At 37.6% G+C, this 16,530-nt stretch carries 17 protein-coding genes; 7 read left to right on the top strand and 10 right to left on the bottom strand.

Annotated elements, in window-relative coordinates; all coding sequences use genetic code 11:
• Positions 1–11 precede the first annotated feature (11 nt).
• Positions 12–1,022, bottom strand: a complete 1,011-nt coding sequence (locus tag K6984_RS21585) for an RHS repeat domain-containing protein (protein ID WP_221897372.1) — start codon at positions 1,020–1,022, stop codon at positions 12–14.
• Positions 1,023–1,089: 67 nt separating this feature from the next.
• On the opposite strand from K6984_RS21585, the gene K6984_RS21580 reads away from it, so the two are divergent.
• Positions 1,090–1,647: a DUF1566 domain-containing protein gene (locus tag K6984_RS21580; RefSeq protein WP_221897371.1), complete on the top strand. Its 558-nt coding sequence runs from the start codon at positions 1,090–1,092 to the stop codon at positions 1,645–1,647.
• 6 nt (positions 1,648–1,653) lie between these two features.
• Here the strand turns inward: K6984_RS21580 and K6984_RS21575 are convergent, their stop codons facing one another.
• The 9 genes from K6984_RS21575 to K6984_RS21535 form a co-directional block, all read right to left on the bottom strand.
• Complete coding sequence (locus K6984_RS21575) at positions 1,654–2,433, bottom strand: hypothetical protein (RefSeq protein WP_221897370.1); 780 nt, start codon at positions 2,431–2,433, stop codon at positions 1,654–1,656.
• 108 nt (positions 2,434–2,541) lie between these two features.
• Positions 2,542–3,297, bottom strand: a complete 756-nt coding sequence (locus tag K6984_RS21570) for an RHS repeat-associated core domain-containing protein (protein WP_221897369.1) — start codon at positions 3,295–3,297, stop codon at positions 2,542–2,544.
• Positions 3,291–3,791: a hypothetical protein gene (locus tag K6984_RS21565; protein WP_221897368.1), complete on the bottom strand. Its 501-nt coding sequence runs from the start codon at positions 3,789–3,791 to the stop codon at positions 3,291–3,293. The genes K6984_RS21570 and K6984_RS21565 overlap by 7 nt, the downstream gene beginning before the upstream one ends.
• Positions 3,792–3,793: 2 nt before the next feature.
• A complete protein-coding gene (locus K6984_RS21560) occupies positions 3,794–4,282 on the bottom strand; it encodes an RHS repeat-associated core domain-containing protein (protein WP_221897367.1) in 489 nt (162 codons plus the stop codon).
• A complete protein-coding gene (locus tag K6984_RS21555; protein ID WP_221897366.1) occupies positions 4,269–5,912 on the bottom strand; it encodes a hypothetical protein in 1,644 nt (547 codons plus the stop codon). Before K6984_RS21555 ends, K6984_RS21560 begins: the two co-directional genes overlap by 14 nt.
• Before the next feature lie 86 nt (positions 5,913–5,998).
• Positions 5,999–6,499: a hypothetical protein gene (locus K6984_RS21550; RefSeq protein ID WP_221897365.1), complete on the bottom strand. Its 501-nt coding sequence runs from the start codon at positions 6,497–6,499 to the stop codon at positions 5,999–6,001.
• A 13-nt stretch (positions 6,500–6,512) separates the two neighbouring features.
• Positions 6,513–9,452 (bottom strand): toxin TcdB middle/N-terminal domain-containing protein, encoded by a 2,940-nt coding sequence (locus K6984_RS21545; protein WP_221897364.1) that lies wholly within the window; start codon positions 9,450–9,452, stop codon positions 6,513–6,515.
• 35 nt (positions 9,453–9,487) lie between these two features.
• Complete coding sequence (locus K6984_RS34510) at positions 9,488–10,498, bottom strand: hypothetical protein (RefSeq protein ID WP_221897363.1); 1,011 nt, start codon at positions 10,496–10,498, stop codon at positions 9,488–9,490.
• Between the two features lie 11 nt (positions 10,499–10,509).
• Positions 10,510–11,451, bottom strand: coding sequence for an RHS repeat-associated core domain-containing protein (locus K6984_RS21535; RefSeq protein ID WP_221897362.1), 942 nt, complete (start codon positions 11,449–11,451; stop codon positions 10,510–10,512).
• Positions 11,452–11,540: 89 nt separating this feature from the next.
• On the opposite strand from K6984_RS21535, the gene K6984_RS21530 reads away from it, so the two are divergent.
• From K6984_RS21530 to K6984_RS21505, 6 genes are all read left to right on the top strand, one after another.
• A complete protein-coding gene (locus K6984_RS21530) occupies positions 11,541–12,074 on the top strand; it encodes a hypothetical protein (protein ID WP_221897361.1) in 534 nt (177 codons plus the stop codon).
• Positions 12,074–12,424, top strand: coding sequence for a hypothetical protein (locus tag K6984_RS21525; protein WP_221897360.1), 351 nt, complete (start codon positions 12,074–12,076; stop codon positions 12,422–12,424). The genes K6984_RS21530 and K6984_RS21525 overlap by 1 nt, the downstream gene beginning before the upstream one ends.
• A gap of 4 nt (positions 12,425–12,428) precedes the next feature.
• A complete protein-coding gene (locus K6984_RS21520) occupies positions 12,429–12,893 on the top strand; it encodes a hypothetical protein (protein WP_221897359.1) in 465 nt (154 codons plus the stop codon).
• A gap of 633 nt (positions 12,894–13,526) precedes the next feature.
• On the top strand, positions 13,527–13,991 hold the full coding sequence (locus tag K6984_RS21515; RefSeq protein ID WP_221897358.1) for a hypothetical protein: 465 nt from the start codon (positions 13,527–13,529) through the stop codon (positions 13,989–13,991).
• A gap of 16 nt (positions 13,992–14,007) precedes the next feature.
• Complete coding sequence (locus tag K6984_RS21510) at positions 14,008–15,312, top strand: hypothetical protein (protein ID WP_221897357.1); 1,305 nt, start codon at positions 14,008–14,010, stop codon at positions 15,310–15,312.
• 175 nt (positions 15,313–15,487) lie between these two features.
• Positions 15,488–16,522 (top strand): hypothetical protein, encoded by a 1,035-nt coding sequence (locus K6984_RS21505; protein ID WP_221897356.1) that lies wholly within the window; start codon positions 15,488–15,490, stop codon positions 16,520–16,522.
• Positions 16,523–16,530 lie beyond the last annotated feature (8 nt).

The raw sequence follows: 16,530 nt of genomic DNA, 5'->3' as shown, positions 1-16,530 counted from the left end.
CACCGCTACCATCAGCACGGAATAGGTAGTCTAGGTTTTGGTCTAGGTTTACCTAAGAACTCAAATATTTTTGGACCCAATATAAATGCTGCTCCCATAGGGGCTTGTTTAAGTGTTTCAAAAGCCATATCTTTAGCTCCAGTCTTCAACTTTTGCATGAATGTTTTTGGTTTTTCTGGTGCTTTAGCGTCCGGCTTAGACTTGTCTACAAGTTTAGAATCTCCATCAGGTTTTGGCTTTGATTCCTTGCTACTAGGACTGCTTCCCTTATCTTCATTTGACTCTGGTGTCTTTTCTTGCTCAGACTCAGGTTCAGACTCGAACCCAGAATCATTACCAGGGTCGTAACCACTGTTATTAGACATCTCAACTTTGCCAGTTTCTTGTTCCGCTGTCTCAGATAAATTCGACTCATTCATATCTGTTCCTGCTTCACTGTTCTGTATGTTACCTAATTCACTCAACTGTTGCTCACCAGAATTTTCACTAACAATAGTACTTACAGTTTCTGATATACCCTCAGCACCTTCTGTTGCAGATGAAGTCGCGCCAGGTATTGATGCCCCAGCAGCAGCAGTGACAGCAGAATCACCAAGACCCTCAGCAGTTGCACCAACACCAGCTGTAGAAGCAGCTACGCCTGCTGCATCGGCAGATGCAAGTGCGCCGTCTGCACCTAAAAGTTCAGGAACAGCCCCTGGAGCAAGGAAAGCAGATACAGCAGTAACAACCGCCATGATAGCAGTAGCGATAAATCCCATGATTGTTGCAAATATACCCTGATTACCAGTTGGGTCAAAGTTCTTAATAGGATTACTATTCGCATACTCATATTCATTGAAGTTCTTCTTCTTAATGTCCTGAGTTATGAACCTACCAAGCAATGGAGAATAATGCCTATTTTGCATATAGACTATGTTAGTACCCTTAACAAATTCCTTACCTATAAATCTAGGTTCATTCATTGCTAATGTATTGCTTGAAAGTGAAATACATAATACTATACTTATAATTCTTGACATTTCATGGACCTCATATATGAAAATATTTTTAATAACTATAATATATATTTTGCTATGTAGCAATGTTATGGCAGAACCAAAGAAATATAAGCTAGGTGATAGTGGCGAGGCTGGTGGACTTGTATTTTATGTTACACCTAATGGGCAACATGGAATGGAAGTAGCACCATCAGAAACAGAAATGCCAGCTTCTGTACCTTGGGGTTGTATGGGGCTTAATGTTCCTAACTCAATGGGGACAGATATAGGAACTGGGATAACTAATACGAAAAGTAATGAGAATTTTAATACAGATACATTATGGCTAGATAACTTGGGATGCTACCTATTCAGAATTTATATGCCTAAAGCATGGCAATTAACTCAGCAATTTATAATGAATACATTTGGTGATTGGTACGTTCCATCGAAGGATGAAATGGAACTAATATATTCTAATCTGTTTTTACAGAGAAGGGGTGATTTTTACTTCTATGACAAGTCAAAGCCTAGATGTTACTGGACTTCATCTATGACTGATACTACTCACGCATGGGTACAGTATCTGGATGCACTTACACCTGGTGCTGTTGCTATGAAGCAGAAGTCAGACTTGTGCTATGTAAGAGCAGTAAGGAATTTTTAGTACGAATCAGAAAACATTGAACGCTTTAAGAAATATTACAACAGCACCAACTGCAAATGTAGTTGCAACAAATCCAATGATAACTTTATGGTACAGTGATTCGTCTTCAAAGTAGTTAAAATCTGGAATTTCATCTATATTAAATTGGTCAGTTTCACGTTGATGTTTATCCCACATCTCTCTGGACATTTCATCAGTTGCACCAAGGCTTTCCATTTCCTTATTGTTCCTACTCATAATGTCACGGTACATACTCAATTCCTGTCTTTCAGTAATAGAATTAGAATGTATTGAGTGTTCTAATTCACCTTTTGCATCTTTCTCTGATAACTCATGAAATCTTCTAACAGCTGTTTCTAATAAATCCTTTTTAATTTTAGCTCTTGTGCTGTCTGTTACATCAATATGAGAAACATATTTATCTAAATTACGAGAAATCGCTGCTCTGGCCCTTACGTCTCCTGATAATATAACTAAATGATTAGATGCTGTTAGTTTAGGGTCTATAGCAACACCAACATGTGTGGCATTGTCTTCATTAGGTTTACTGGAACTTATTGCAGACTCTGCAACCTCGTCTTCAACTTCACTACCTAATGGTGTTAGATTACCAGTTGGGTCTGAATGCAGTATGACTGTTCCATTTCCGTAATTATAATGAGAATAGAACTGCTTCTTTACGTCCTGAGTTATGAACCTGCCAAGTGATGTACTAAGATGCCTAGACTCAAGATAAACTATATTGCTCGTATATTGATGATCTATAAATGAGGCATCGAAGTTCATGTTAGAAAGCCCCCATAAAATGAAGTCCTAATGCTGTACCTGCAACAGTGAACACAACAACACCAGCAAATATACCAAGAGCAATCTTATCTGTGAATTTGTCTCTTCTTATTTTTTTATCACTTCGTACTTTCTGATCTGATACCTTGGTTTTTCATCATAAGAACCTAGCCCGGTATCTTTGTCTAAACTATATTTGCCTGCACTACTATCAGATGTGTGACTATATAAGTCATCTCTTCCACTACCACCACTACCACTACCACTACCTGCACTCTCGGATGATCTTCCATCAGATTTAACTTTAATCTTCTTTTTCTTTCTACCTCTATAAGATTCGTCTGGGGTATTTACTTCTGGTTCAGCAAGGTTAGGTACAGCCTTGAACTGTGCATTTGGGTCAATATGACGACTTTTAGCATCCTCTGTATCGTATCCTATTTGGTATGCGTCAGATTTATGTCCAGTATCTAAACCTGAACTACCAGCATCAATAACACTATTGGTATCTTTAGCATCAGCAGGGTCTGATTTATCGTGTTCTTTCGTGACTTTCTCTTTAGGTGCAGGAAGATCTTTCTCTGTAAATATTGTGTCTAAAATTTCCTCAGCAATATCACCTTCATCACCACTAACACCTAGACCTGTTGGGTCAGAGAATAGTATGACATCACCTTTCTGATATGAATAATGTCCATTGTATTCCTGCAATACATCTTGATTAAGGAATCTACCTAAATTGTGGTTAAGATACCTTGCATTAAGATAACTGGTATTACCCATAGATTGTTTATCTATGAACTCACCAGCAGGTAATATTGCAGGATATAGTAATATTGCTTTGATTATATTTTTCATTAGCATGGCGGAGGATGTGGTGTCATGCCTGGGCATGGTGTAGGGGATGGTCCTGGGGGAGCAGGGTCTGGTCCAGGCGATGGTGTGAAAGTGTTAGCTTTATGTTTCAACAGAAGATAAGCAGCTAATGCAGCAGTACCAGCAGAAAGAAGAATAATTGAACCAGCTATAATGATCTTCTTATTCTTTGTGAGTCCTGTTGATGTATTATCATTAGTAGTAAACTGTTCGACGTGATCTTGTGTAAATTCAGTATTGCCATATGGACTAGCATAGCTTCTAGTAGAAATAGGATCTCCAAAGTCATCATCGCTTATATTAGCAGTATGACCTTGTACTCTTGTTACTCTAATACTACCCCTATCCTTTGCAGATCGTGTGTATTCTGGGTCTGGCTCATTTGCATTAAGTGAATCAGGATCTTGGTGTGTTCTTAGTCTCTTTTGATAATCAGTCTCCCACATAATGTTATCATCATCGCTTGGACCAAGAGTATCCATGTTTATTCTGCTAAGACTAAGATTGTCTCCTCCGCAGCACCAAGAGAAGAGTCTGGGATTATAGATACATTTGTTGCACCACCTTTGTTTCCTCTTACACGTCCCTGAGATGTTCCTTTTCTTTCTCTCTTAACTTTTGCTGCATCATCTTTTCTGGCTTGTTTCCTAGCTGTAGCCTCTACCTGATCTCCAGTTGGCGGGAAATCAGACTCCCTTAGTCCACCAGAAAAAAACTCACCAATTTTATCAAACAAACCAAGACCTGATGGGTCTGATCTTACGATCAGATTACCATTCATGTAAGTATACTCAGAGATAGATATTTTAGCTCTATCAGGCGTTAGGAATCGACCCAATGAAGCTGAGTAATGCCTATCACCAAGACTAGATACATTAGCGTCCTTATGTAAATCAAGGAACATATTATCATCACCCATTACAGATGATGATAATAATGCCAATGTAATTGCTATTACATTATTTAACCTCATGTGATGCACCGTAAGGTTCATACTCAAAAGATGATGTGCTGTCTAACGATTTAGAATCAATTGTCCTTAGCTGGCTTCTAAGTCTGTCAGGAAACACATAGCTTGATGTTCCGTCACCGTTAATAACCTCCCAAGTTTGACCTCCAATTTGCAGGCGTTTTATGAATGAAGTTACTTTGTCTTTAATTGTTATCTCAAGACCATTATCAAGATATAAAGCATTTCTACTATTAGATGAAGAATATAGTTTGTTCTTGTTAAAGTAACCAATATTAGTCTTGCCACCAGATGAATCAACTATTAACTCAAGTCTACCACTATCACCATAAGTATAAGTCTCTTCACCATCACCTAACAACCTACCAGAAACATCATACTTAAAAACAACCGACTTACCATTAACAACACCAGAAGCAAGTCTGTTTGTTTTAGTATCCATAACAAACGTATTAGCACCATTCTTCGTTAGGTTATCATTCTTGTCATACTCATAAGTCAATGTTCTTGACTTATTAGTCGCACCAGTTAGTCTTTCGCTAGTGTCATAAGTATAAGTTGTTGCATCACCATTACGAACTTGTGAAGTTATGTTGCCAGTGTTGTCCCATATGTATTCCATTGAGTCCAATACAGTTGTTCCATTGGATAGTGTATCCTTAGATTCTCTACCCCATGAGTCTAACTCTCTTGATAGAACAATAGACTTACCATAAGAAATTGTACCGGGCTGTGCGTTAAGTCCATAATTACTAAAGGTTATCTTGTCCATGTCACTAGGTTTAGACTTACTATCCTCATACTGCATAGTACTTAAAGTACCATCAACTGTGTATAGATAAGATAATTTAGAACCGTCTGGATAGGTCATCAACTTAGGAACTCCACCATCAAAATATGAATAAGTGTAGTCGTATTTGTTATCACCAACTACCCATTCTTTTGATGCTTTAAGTCCATCAGAATTATAGTTAATATTGTTCTGAACATAGTTCTGTGTAACATTTGTCATATGCCCTATGTTAAAGAATCCTTTAACTGGCGTATCCCACGTGTATGTAGTAACCAATGGTGCTTTTGCAGAATCTTCTTTTCTTGAAGTCTTGATTAATCTTAAGTTGTTATCATATTCATAATCAACTTTCCAACCAATGTGTCCATGAGATACTACTTTACCTAGGCCATTCCACTTGTAAGTTTCCTTGCCAGAATCAGGAGTAACAGACTCAATACCCTTACCATTCATATCAAAAGTATGTGTTGAATTGAACCCCCTATAATCAGTAGCCTTAAACATATTTCCCATCAAATCATAGTACCCAACAGAAGTTGCTCCATCCGCTGTTACATGAGTCTCTGTATCTAAAACCTTGTCATGGCTTTTAGAACCAAGAACAACAAGTCCTTTTACTTTATGGGATGGGTCGTTGCCTTTATGAACAACAGTGAATATATCCTTACTATATGTTTTGTCATATTGCTTAATATCTTCACCACGTGTCTCCTTAGATAAAGTCCAACGTGGACCATACTCTAATACAGAAGACACCGATTTAGACTTGTCAAAATAACTTGCGTATTTATTTGTTACTTGACCGGTTAGTCTATTTAACTTAACTTCACCTTTGGTCAATACCTTCTTATCTTCTGTGATAGTCTCACTCTTCCAAGGTTTATCAGCAGCATTAAGATATTGTCTAGTGACAACTGTACCATCACCTACCTTATTATTGATCTGTTTGAATCTTCCGTCAGAATCAAAGTCATAAGATAATGTTGAAGTATCAATTCCATTCTTATTGACACGGTAATAGTCCCCAACTTATCAAGTGTATATTTAGTCACCATACCACTTGGGTCCGTTGTTTTAGTATGAACACCAAAGCCACTGTTTGTCTCATACTGAGTGACAAGATGATTGACTGTCTTCTTATTGACATAACCATCAGCCCCGAATTCATAAGTTGTTGTCTTTAACTTATCTTTGCTAGGGAAAACACCTGATAACGGCGTGTACTCTTGAGACATAACTGTTTCAATTACATTTCCTTGCTTATCATAAGTTAAGTGTCGAGTATGGTATCCATCATTATCGCTAGAGTACTTCATTGAAGTAACCATATCGAATAAACCATCATCAGAGTACCTATTAAATGTCAACTCCAAGTCATCACCTGAAACTTTAAAAGGTTCATCAGCAGTTTTCTCACCTGCAAACAAGTCACAACGTGATTTATGAGAAGTAAATAAATGACCTGTCTGTTGACCCTAACAAGAACAAACCTTTGTCTGTGTTGTTCATGTATCTATTGCATTCATATAGCGCAGTAGAAGCCCCCTCAGTCCACGTAACCGAACCTATATTAATACCCCATGTGTCATCAATCTGGTACTGCTTAGAATTAGTCCACGCAGGTTCAGGATTCGTATCTCCTGAGTCTTGATACACAATAGATGTTTCACTATCCTTATAGATAAGAACAATTTTAGGTTCTACACTAGGATTCTTAATACTAAACTTATAAGTATTAGACTTCTTTGTGAATGGAATTCCAGTACTTAGTTGACTTGTTGTAATGCTTTCAATCTTTCCGCGCATTGGATAAGTAGTAAAGTACTTGTGAACTAATAACTTATCTAATGACTTAATAGTTTCATCAACTGTTCTGTATCCTGAGAACATCCAGTCATGTTTGTTATAGATAGGATGTTTATATTTATACTCATGAGTACGTGAAAAACCATGTTCAGTATTAATGTCTTGTGATTTAGTGTAAGAAGAAACTACATTCCTAACCCTGCTCAACAGTATTTCAGGGTACTCAGGTTGTTTCATATTCGCATAATCAATAAACGGTGATATTTTCTGGTAGTTAATATCATAGGTCAGATTATTACCGTTGTTTATCTTAACAAGTTCAGTCTTATATTGTTTCAACTGGTTAGCATAGACCGATATTGATATTAAACCATTTGAATTATTAACACTCACTATGTCAGATAGTGGGTCACCACCCATATTTGCTGGTATATTTCTTGTATGTTCTCCAAAATAGTTTGTATTAGGTCCTTTAACATACGTGTTACCTGTATGAATATAAGTCTCAAAATAAGATAAAGTAGAATCAGTTAAATCTTTGTTACCACCCATATATTTCAGAATATCAGGCTGTCCATCACCATTAATATCTGTGAAATGAGCATCTCTAACATTCTCTGGTGATTCTATTCCATCAGATATAACGAAAGGTATTGTTGTATTATCTTGAGTGCCAGACCCATGAGCCATCTTGTCAAATAAATGACCAGAGTTCATATATATATCACCAATAATAGGCTCAGCTTTTGTATAATTAAATTTAATAATATCACTTAAACCATCACCGTTGAAATCAATGAACTTGTAAGCAGGAATCCCATCCCAGTCACCTACAGCACCAAGGTCTATCATAGCTCCACTTCCATCAGTTGGTGATTGGAACTTTCCTTGTCTATTGTAAAGTGGCGTGGCCATTAAACTTGGTGTTGTTGGTGTCATCAAGAAGAAGTCACTAACTGTATCTGCATCAACATCAACAAAGTTAATAGACTGATCTACTCTTGGGACAACTGAACCGTTTATCTGATTATTTATTATTTCTTTTGTAGGAAAACCACCCTTAACGTCTGCATAATGTACTGTAATTGTGTATGTAGAATTATCATCTTGTGAGTCAGGCATCATTTCTACAATGTCTTTTAGGCCATCACCATTAATATCTCTTCCAGTATAAGATGCTTTTCCTTTTCCAGAGTCAACGTACCTAGAATCTAGTTGTTGAATGTACTCTTCTTCGTCAAAGTTTGGTTCACCTGCAACACTAAGATATGTTCTAGCATACGTTAATCCATCATTTCCTTTATATATCTTAATAATGTCACTGATACCATCACCATTTTTATCGAATGACATAAAAGTATAAGCATCTTCACTTTTATCTGTTGGTGAGTATTCACCTAGTTCAACTTGATCTCTAGCTACTGATAGCTTTCCGTTTTCGTCTGAACGTGCGAACCTAAAAACAGCTTGGTCATTCTCTCTGCTGATAATACCAACACCTGGATAACCATCACCATACTTATCAATGATAATTGTTTTCCAACCGTTCCAATCTTTAGGTGATGAACCTAGTTGAACACTATTAATTAAATTAAAACCTACACTACCAGGTTGATAGTCCTTATATGTAAACGTCTGGGTAAATGTTTGTTGTTCATCTTCAGCACCAGATGCAGATGTTTTTGTTACTGAAACTAAATTATAAACATCAGCAAACCTATCATAATCAGTTACTAAGTTGTAATTAAATACGCCTTTCTTATTTGTATTCTCTGTTGTAATTGTTTTCAGTATAAAAGATGGTACTACCGAGTACCCACCTAGACCAATCTTCTTGTGTTGCTTAATTGTTTTCTCTCTATCCTTATAAGCAAACAGAATCTTTCTTGATGTTGCATCATCTACATTAAAGTAGTTAATGATTGCAGGATACAATATATTAGTCTTTTCACTATTTAAGTAATTGAATTTTATAGAGTTTCCATATCTATCTACACTCGTTCTCATACCCCATATTAGAATATCCTTATCTTCTAATTGAACAGTGCTATTAGGATTACCTCCATAAGTGTCTGTTACACCATTAGAATTATTGATTGTGAATGAGCAAGGTCCATTACCACATTTCCCGTTGGCTGTAATAAGTTGTTTAGAAAGAAGCTCAGTCTGGTAAACAGATTTATCTGCTCCATATTCTCCTTTCACAACAGACAGTCTTGAACCTCCAATACAAAACCTATTAACGGCGTAGTTATCAACACCCATATTAAGTTTTAAGTTAGACCAAGTTTTGTCTTGTCTCTTATTCAAAGGGCAAATCTGTACAACAGGAACACCTGAAAGACTCCAACCACTTCCTATATAACTATCACCTCCTTGTGAGCTATATGATAATCCTAGTGTAGGGCCAAACTTTGCCCTGATAACTTCAATAGGTAACTGATAAGAAGCAGATCCTTTACCATCTACTTTGAAGTTTCCAGGAATAGGAATGTAAGGTTTGCTAGTGCTTGCATAGGAAAACTGCGTTCCTAATAAAGAGATTAATGTAATGATTGATATAATTTTATTCATCTTACTATCCTTTAATTTAAGTTTATTAAGTTTAATTATGAAGGTGGACCAGGTTTAATATCTGATACTGTGATAGTTCCTTTATCTGCCGGTTGTCCATCCTGTCCTACAGCACCTACTTGCCCACCAGACGCACCCGCTTTACCAGATACGCCATATTGTCCTGCACGTCCAGCTTTACCGCCAGAACCAACCATACCACAACTACCTCCTTTACCACCTTGAGGTATCATGCACTCAGTGAACACTGTAATGTTATCATCTTGATGTATTTTTAATACGAGGCTACCTCCAGGTGTAGCATTTCCTCCAGTTGCTCCATTCCCTCCATTTGCTCCATTCCCTCCATTTCCTCCATCTCCTCCATTAGCATTTTCCCATCCGCATATTTCAGCAGACCCTCCATCTCCTCCATTGCCTCCATTGCCTCCATCTCCTCCATTTCCTCCATTTCCTCCTGTAACACCAGTATTAACAATAGCAAGGTCTGCAACACCTGTTATTTTCTTGAAAGTCACTGTCATTTGAGATGGTTGCCCTCCTTTACCTGCACCTCTACCATGTCCTCCTGCTCCACCTGAACCACCAGTACCACCAGAACTACCAGGTGGCCCAGAAACACCTGGTGAATCACATACCGCATCAACACCACGTGGACCAGCATCAGCATTATGTCCATGTGATCCATCAGCACCCGGTTTGTTTGGAGTCCCACTAATTACCATGAAAGGTTGTCCTACCTCTCCCTTAATGACCATTTCGTCAACAATTAATGCACCGTTACCAACTAATCCTATATATCCACCATCCTCAACTGTCAATGTACCGATATGTAGCACTTCCATGAAACCATCCATGACAAGTGGTGTTTTCTGTCCGATTGTTAGATCATGTCTAGCTGTCAACCTAGCTACCTGTGTATTAATCTCTCTCTTATGCTCAGAGAAATAATTCATAACAGACTCTTTATAGATAAATTTCTTATATGATCCATCTTCTTGACTATTTAGGTTGTAGCTTCTTATAAATTCTTTTACATCTTTCATTTTATTCTCTCTTACTGATTTAATAATTTCTTATATGTATCTATTATACCATCATATTTATTCTGCATATCTATACGTCTTTGATCTAAACGCTTATTTAGTTCAATTCTTCTTTGTTTTCTGTAATCATATTCACCACGCGAAAGGTCTAGTGACGCATCTTCTGCTAAAGACTTATCACTCTTTAATCTACTTGACATAGTAGGCTTCTTTGCACATGGATAAGTAGTGCATTCTGATTCCCTATCTGGGTCATCAATTTTGCTGGTATATTCAGCACCCTCAGTTTCCTTTGAGTTGAACATATCAAATAGAGATCTCACGTCATTGTATACTCCTGGTACTGAGATGTTATTTTTCTCGATTGATTCGTCTGAGAATTCTAAATCAAGGTCTGATGATAAGTATTTAGGTGGAACGTTGTAGCTAATTGTTACAAAATCATTTGTTCCTATTATTTTTGCCTTATAGACAACTATATTCTTTACAGCTTTATCTTCTGTTGGTGTGATATGAGATGATTGGTCGATCGATCTATCACCATGAACAGGTGTTGTAGATTCTTTTGTAGATGATGATACAGAAGTGGATTGAACAGCACTGTGTGAAGCCTCAGCAACGGCTCCGTATTCTTCCCCTCCCTCAAGCATAGGAATTAAACCACTAGGGTCATACTCCATAATTGGACTGCCATGTGTGTAGGCATACTCTGAACCCATTGCCTTTGCACTATCAAGTGTTAAAAATCTACCTAACACATTGGAGTAGTGCCTATTTGAGAAGTTCGAGACATGTTCCGTTATAGGTTTTTTGTCAATGAATCTATCTCCTTTTGATAATGCTCTTGCACTGTAAGATACTAATAGAAATAAACTAAAGACAACAAATGATAATAATAATAATAACAACCTCATAACATCTCCACTTATATATTTATTCATGAATATTGACATACTGATAATTCTTACTAAATCTATATTTATTGGTCATAATATAGTGATATGTGTTTTAATACAACTTCTTACAAAATAAGGAATTAAAAATGAAAATTAAATGCTTAACCGTTTTAATGGGTATGTTTCTTGCTTTACTTTCCCAAGTGAATTATGCAGATAGTGAACATCTTGATGTACAGAGCCTTGATTTACAGCGCAGTGATGCAACAAGTCTTGATGGAATCGTTAGAGGTACTGGCGCAGGTGGTACTATTACGATTATGAACAACTCAGGTCATGATGCGTATATTACATGGAGCGGTTCTGGTTGTGCAGGCGCAGCGTGGGGCTTAACCGTTGTCTGTGAGAAAGCTAAGTTTACGCGATATACACCTTATCAACGACAAACCTATAAGTATAACTGGGGTGTTACTCGTACATGGGTAAACGTTGCCACAGCTCTTGACCATAGCAATAAAGCTATTGGCGATATACATCCTTGTTCAGCTATGAGTACCATCAAAGATGCTTGTGTTTTTGACCACAAAGTGGTAGACACTTACGCTGATTACGAAACATACTGTAATTATGGTATTTACCAGGGGAAATACTATTTCGACTGCGACAAAGTTGCTAACTAATGGCTAAATTATTTTTAGAAACTTATATGGGCCTACACGAGTCCAGGATTGGGCATATGCCGTTGACGTGCAATCCTGGAATGCGTAACCATGAATTTACTATACCAACAGATGCATCAGCTCAGTCAGGATTTGAGCTGGTTGTTGGTGAAAACATCATTAGATGCTTACCAAGAGCAAATTGTGGTATATATTTCAAGGGTTGGGCACAGGGTAAAACCGAAGCAGATAGCACATCAACCAGCCCAGTAACAACACTTACAAGTAACGCATCAGAATACTTCTGTACTCCAGATAGAAGGGACGAATGGTATAATGTTAAAATGTTTGTAATTAATGACAGGTCTTAAATAAATGAAAAAATTAACAATCTTATTATTAGCAGCATTATTTTCAACCGTAAGCTTTGCTGGCCATGTTGTCGTTTCACCTGGTACTGCTCCATGCTACCCTGAATATGCTCCCTTTGTTCCTAACCCTAATGATGACCCTTATGTCGGTGAGTGGGGAAGAAAAAGACTTACAGAGTATTATATTCTTGATGAAAATATGGATTATAAAAAGATTAATACTACCAAGCCATACTTAGAGCCAGCAGACTTTTTAAAGTATCACAATAGACGCGTAGTCCTGGACAAAAACCCATTGAATATACCGGGTGGTGATATTTCAGTTGACTTCTTACCTATTGAAAACCATCAAAATATTCAAGGGCAGTTTTTCATAAAACGTCATGACATTGTTATTCTAACTAAAAGACGATTCGATAACCTAGTTGCAGAGCTTGTATATTACAAGTCGTTACTTGACGATAAATAAGTTTGCAACGATAGGAGCATAGATTGTGTCAACATTAAGTATAACAACCAATAAAACACGCGCGCAGATGGTAACATCTCTTACTAGCTGGGCAGATGCAACAAAGGTTGGAGGAACGACTATATATGGTTTGTACAGACCATTTAGAAGTAATTAATGCAACAGTAGACATTAGCTCTTATACATTTATATTTGCAATCAGGTAAGAGAATATATGCAAACGGTGGAACAATTAACGTATCAACCACTTGGGACAGATCACTTTTATAGACCTACATCCTTGACTTTTAGGGGAGCTAATACTTCATATATAGACCTTGTTGCCGGCTCAGGTAAATGGGATTGGTTCAGGTCTTTCTATTAGAACGGAAGGCGCATCAATACGTTTCAATAGCGCAAGCAGTCAAACTAACCTTAAAAGACTTGTTGTTGATGCAACTAATAATGCTTTCTACTTTGTTGTTACTCTTCATTCTAGTGCTGTTATAAATATAAACAGAGTATCAGGATTAATATTACAAATTAACTCAGGTACTGTAAATATGTATAACGGTTCAGATGGATTAGTATCTGGGATGGAACTATAGCCCATCTAATATTATGGCTAATAATACTAATCTTAGAGGGTTTACAGTGCATGCAGATGCAAGTAAAAAGATGAGAACTGCTGGTGCTCCTTCTTATGGTGCTACTACAATGACATTTACAGATAGCAATATTGACCCAGCATTTTTAGCATCTTCTCCTGCAGCTAATACTAGCGTTGTTAGAAATATTAAAAGAACATTAAAACTTAACACAAAAGATATTTCAAATTCTAGTATAAGCGCATTCAAATATGCTGTTTACTCGAATAGAACTATATTGCCAGGAGGTGCAGTAACTCCAAATTATCCAGTTGTTACTAATGCTAGTGGAAACTATGGTGATGAATATTTAATGACAGTATGGACTGGTAATAAACCCATAGCAGATGCAGTCAAAGCTAGTTATGGTGTTATGGAAAACCAGACTAACGATAAGGATATGTATATTAAGTTCAGAAAGTATAGATATAAAGAGTCAATAGAGCGTTACAACTCATACTTTTTATGGTGAACAAGTAAATGCAATCATGGAAAGAGATGTTTACATAAAATTCTCTACCCCAACATTCAACCATTTTACAGCGATTGTTGAGCTGTATGACGCAGTAAGATCATTAGTAGCTAGCAACTTTGCATTACCAGAGGACGTAGTAGAAACAGATGGTAAGACCTTTGCCATTAAAGCTACATGGACTCTAAAGCGTTCAGCCACAGCAGTAAACACAACCATTGATTCCACAAACAGATTCATTATACTAGACAAGGCTAGTTATCTTGGCAAGTACACACAAGGAGTTTGGGACTGCAATAGGATTTCAGGTGCTGTAGACACTTCAATGGATGGGCACACAGATTTAACCTATGGTAGATCAGATGGTCAGGCAAACATCACAATGCGAATTAACTGTCCTTTTGGTGTTGAGGCTGCTGCTGTAGGTATATGGCCGTTCTCTCAAGGAACAGGCAACAGAGCTAATATGATTTCCGGATACAGAGCAGGTGTTGGCATCATTAATATTCAGCTAGTAGTATCGCCTACAGTTAAGTATTATGCTGTTGCTAAAGGTCATGGCTCAAATATGACTGCACCATTTATTATCGAACCTGTAGGGGCGTTAGGTGGAGTTATCAATACCGCTTTAGATAGGATTGATAAATCAACAGGACTAGGACTTATTCCAGTTGTTCTAACCACTGAACAGACAAGAATTGCGAACATGTTTGTTTTTGATGCAACAACGCAAGACATTGAAATTAAGCTACCGACAGATTATGCCTCAGATGCTAGGTGGGATGCTACCAATCGTATATGGCAGTTTCTAGGTAGTGATTTTGATGCTATTGCGTATAAGGTCGACCACATTCAAACAACAGCGCAATTCATGGCTAGAACACAAAGGGTTTTTTTCTCAGATAACAAGATGGAGCTATCCAGTGACGTTCATGCTGGTTTATTAAAACAATCTGCTACTAATGCAACAACAGCTGGCGGCGCAGTTAAAATATCCTTAAATCAATCTTCTGTTAGTCAATTCGGAGATTCTTTCCAGAAGAACACATTTATAGATAACTCAAATGGTGTTGTAGATGTTGTTGGTGGTAACCCATTGTCATTACACATTTCAGGCCAAGGACTAACTCCTGCTCAAGCAACAAAACTTGATAAGATTACTGCTATATCTTTAAGTACTTCTGAAACACACCAAAGATTAGCACTTGACCGTGCCAAACCATTAACTTCTAAACCAGATGGTGGCATAACATCAACAGGAATATCAATCACAGCAACGGAGTTAGCAGATGGTTCAGTCGTACAGACTAGGGGCACATGATACAGCACCAACTGCCCTAGCAACATTAGGAGTTTCAGGGCATAATAAGTCTTTGTGTATGGCTAGTCTTGGTATTTTCGGAGCATCAAACCCGATACCACCTGGACCTGGAATTCACGTTGTAAGTCCACGCCACATGCTTATTAATGTTGGCCATTTAATGTAATATAAATTTATGAATACAATAGTAGATACAAGTTCAGACACAGGCGATGTTGACGACCCATCCAAAATAACAGGGTTGTATAAATTTGTTGTTCCAGCTAAAACTGGAGACAGTCCAGGTATATATGATTCTATTGATAGTGAAAAAATACCTTCTCATGTCTCTAGTTTCTTTATTGATAGCATATCAGGTGCAGATACTATTGACATGCAAATAATGAGAGCAGGTGTTGTTGCTGGAGACATTCCAAGTCTTAATGCACTAGATAGTTTTGGTAGTGAATTATGGAATAGGAACGGTGGTTTTGATAGGTTCATATTTTCTAATAATGCAGCCACAGAAGTTACTGTTAAAATAAGGTTAAATAGGCGCGGAACATTTAGAAAGATAGCTACTGGCGGAGGTGGTGGTGTTGCTACTCATGTTAGCATTGATGGTGTTGCTAATATTGCTGGTGATGTTGGTATTAAGGACGGCGCTAAGGTAAAGGTAGATGGCATTGTATTTCCTGATAGTATGGCTGTGTCTGGTGACGTTGGCCTTAAAGACGGAGCTAAGGTAAAGGTAGATGGCATTGTATTTCCTGATAGTATGGCTGTGTCTGGTGACGTTGGCCTTAAAGACGGAGCTAAGGTAAAGGTAGATGGCATTGTTTTTCCTACCAGTATGGCAGTTTCAGGTGACGTTGGTCTTAAGGATGGTGCTAAAGTAACTATTTCCGGAACACCAGCAGTAACACTTGCATCAGGAACAATCACAGTTAATCCAGTTGCATCACCAAGTCTTTGTGCTGGTGGAAGACCTATTGTTAATAAAGCAATGGCGAAATTAATATCTGCTAGACCTAAAAGACATAGTGTTCTAATACAGGCAGATGCTTCAAACACTAATGACTTGTGGATATGTGACGCATCAGCTGAACACGTGCTATGTGCAATAATTCAGCCAGGATGTTCTTTTGGACTAGACTATTCAGGTGAATTATGGGCGCAAGCTGCAACAGATGGTCAAAAATGCTACATAACTGATCTATATAACCCATAAAATAGGAG

Origin of the sequence: Bathymodiolus japonicus methanotrophic gill symbiont (genome assembly GCF_019721995.1) — a bacterium.
In the GTDB taxonomy this organism is placed as follows: domain Bacteria; phylum Pseudomonadota; class Gammaproteobacteria; order Methylococcales; family Methylomonadaceae; genus Methyloprofundus.
The sequence above is the reverse complement of the archived record's forward strand: the minus strand, read 5'-3'. Positions and strand labels throughout refer to the sequence as shown.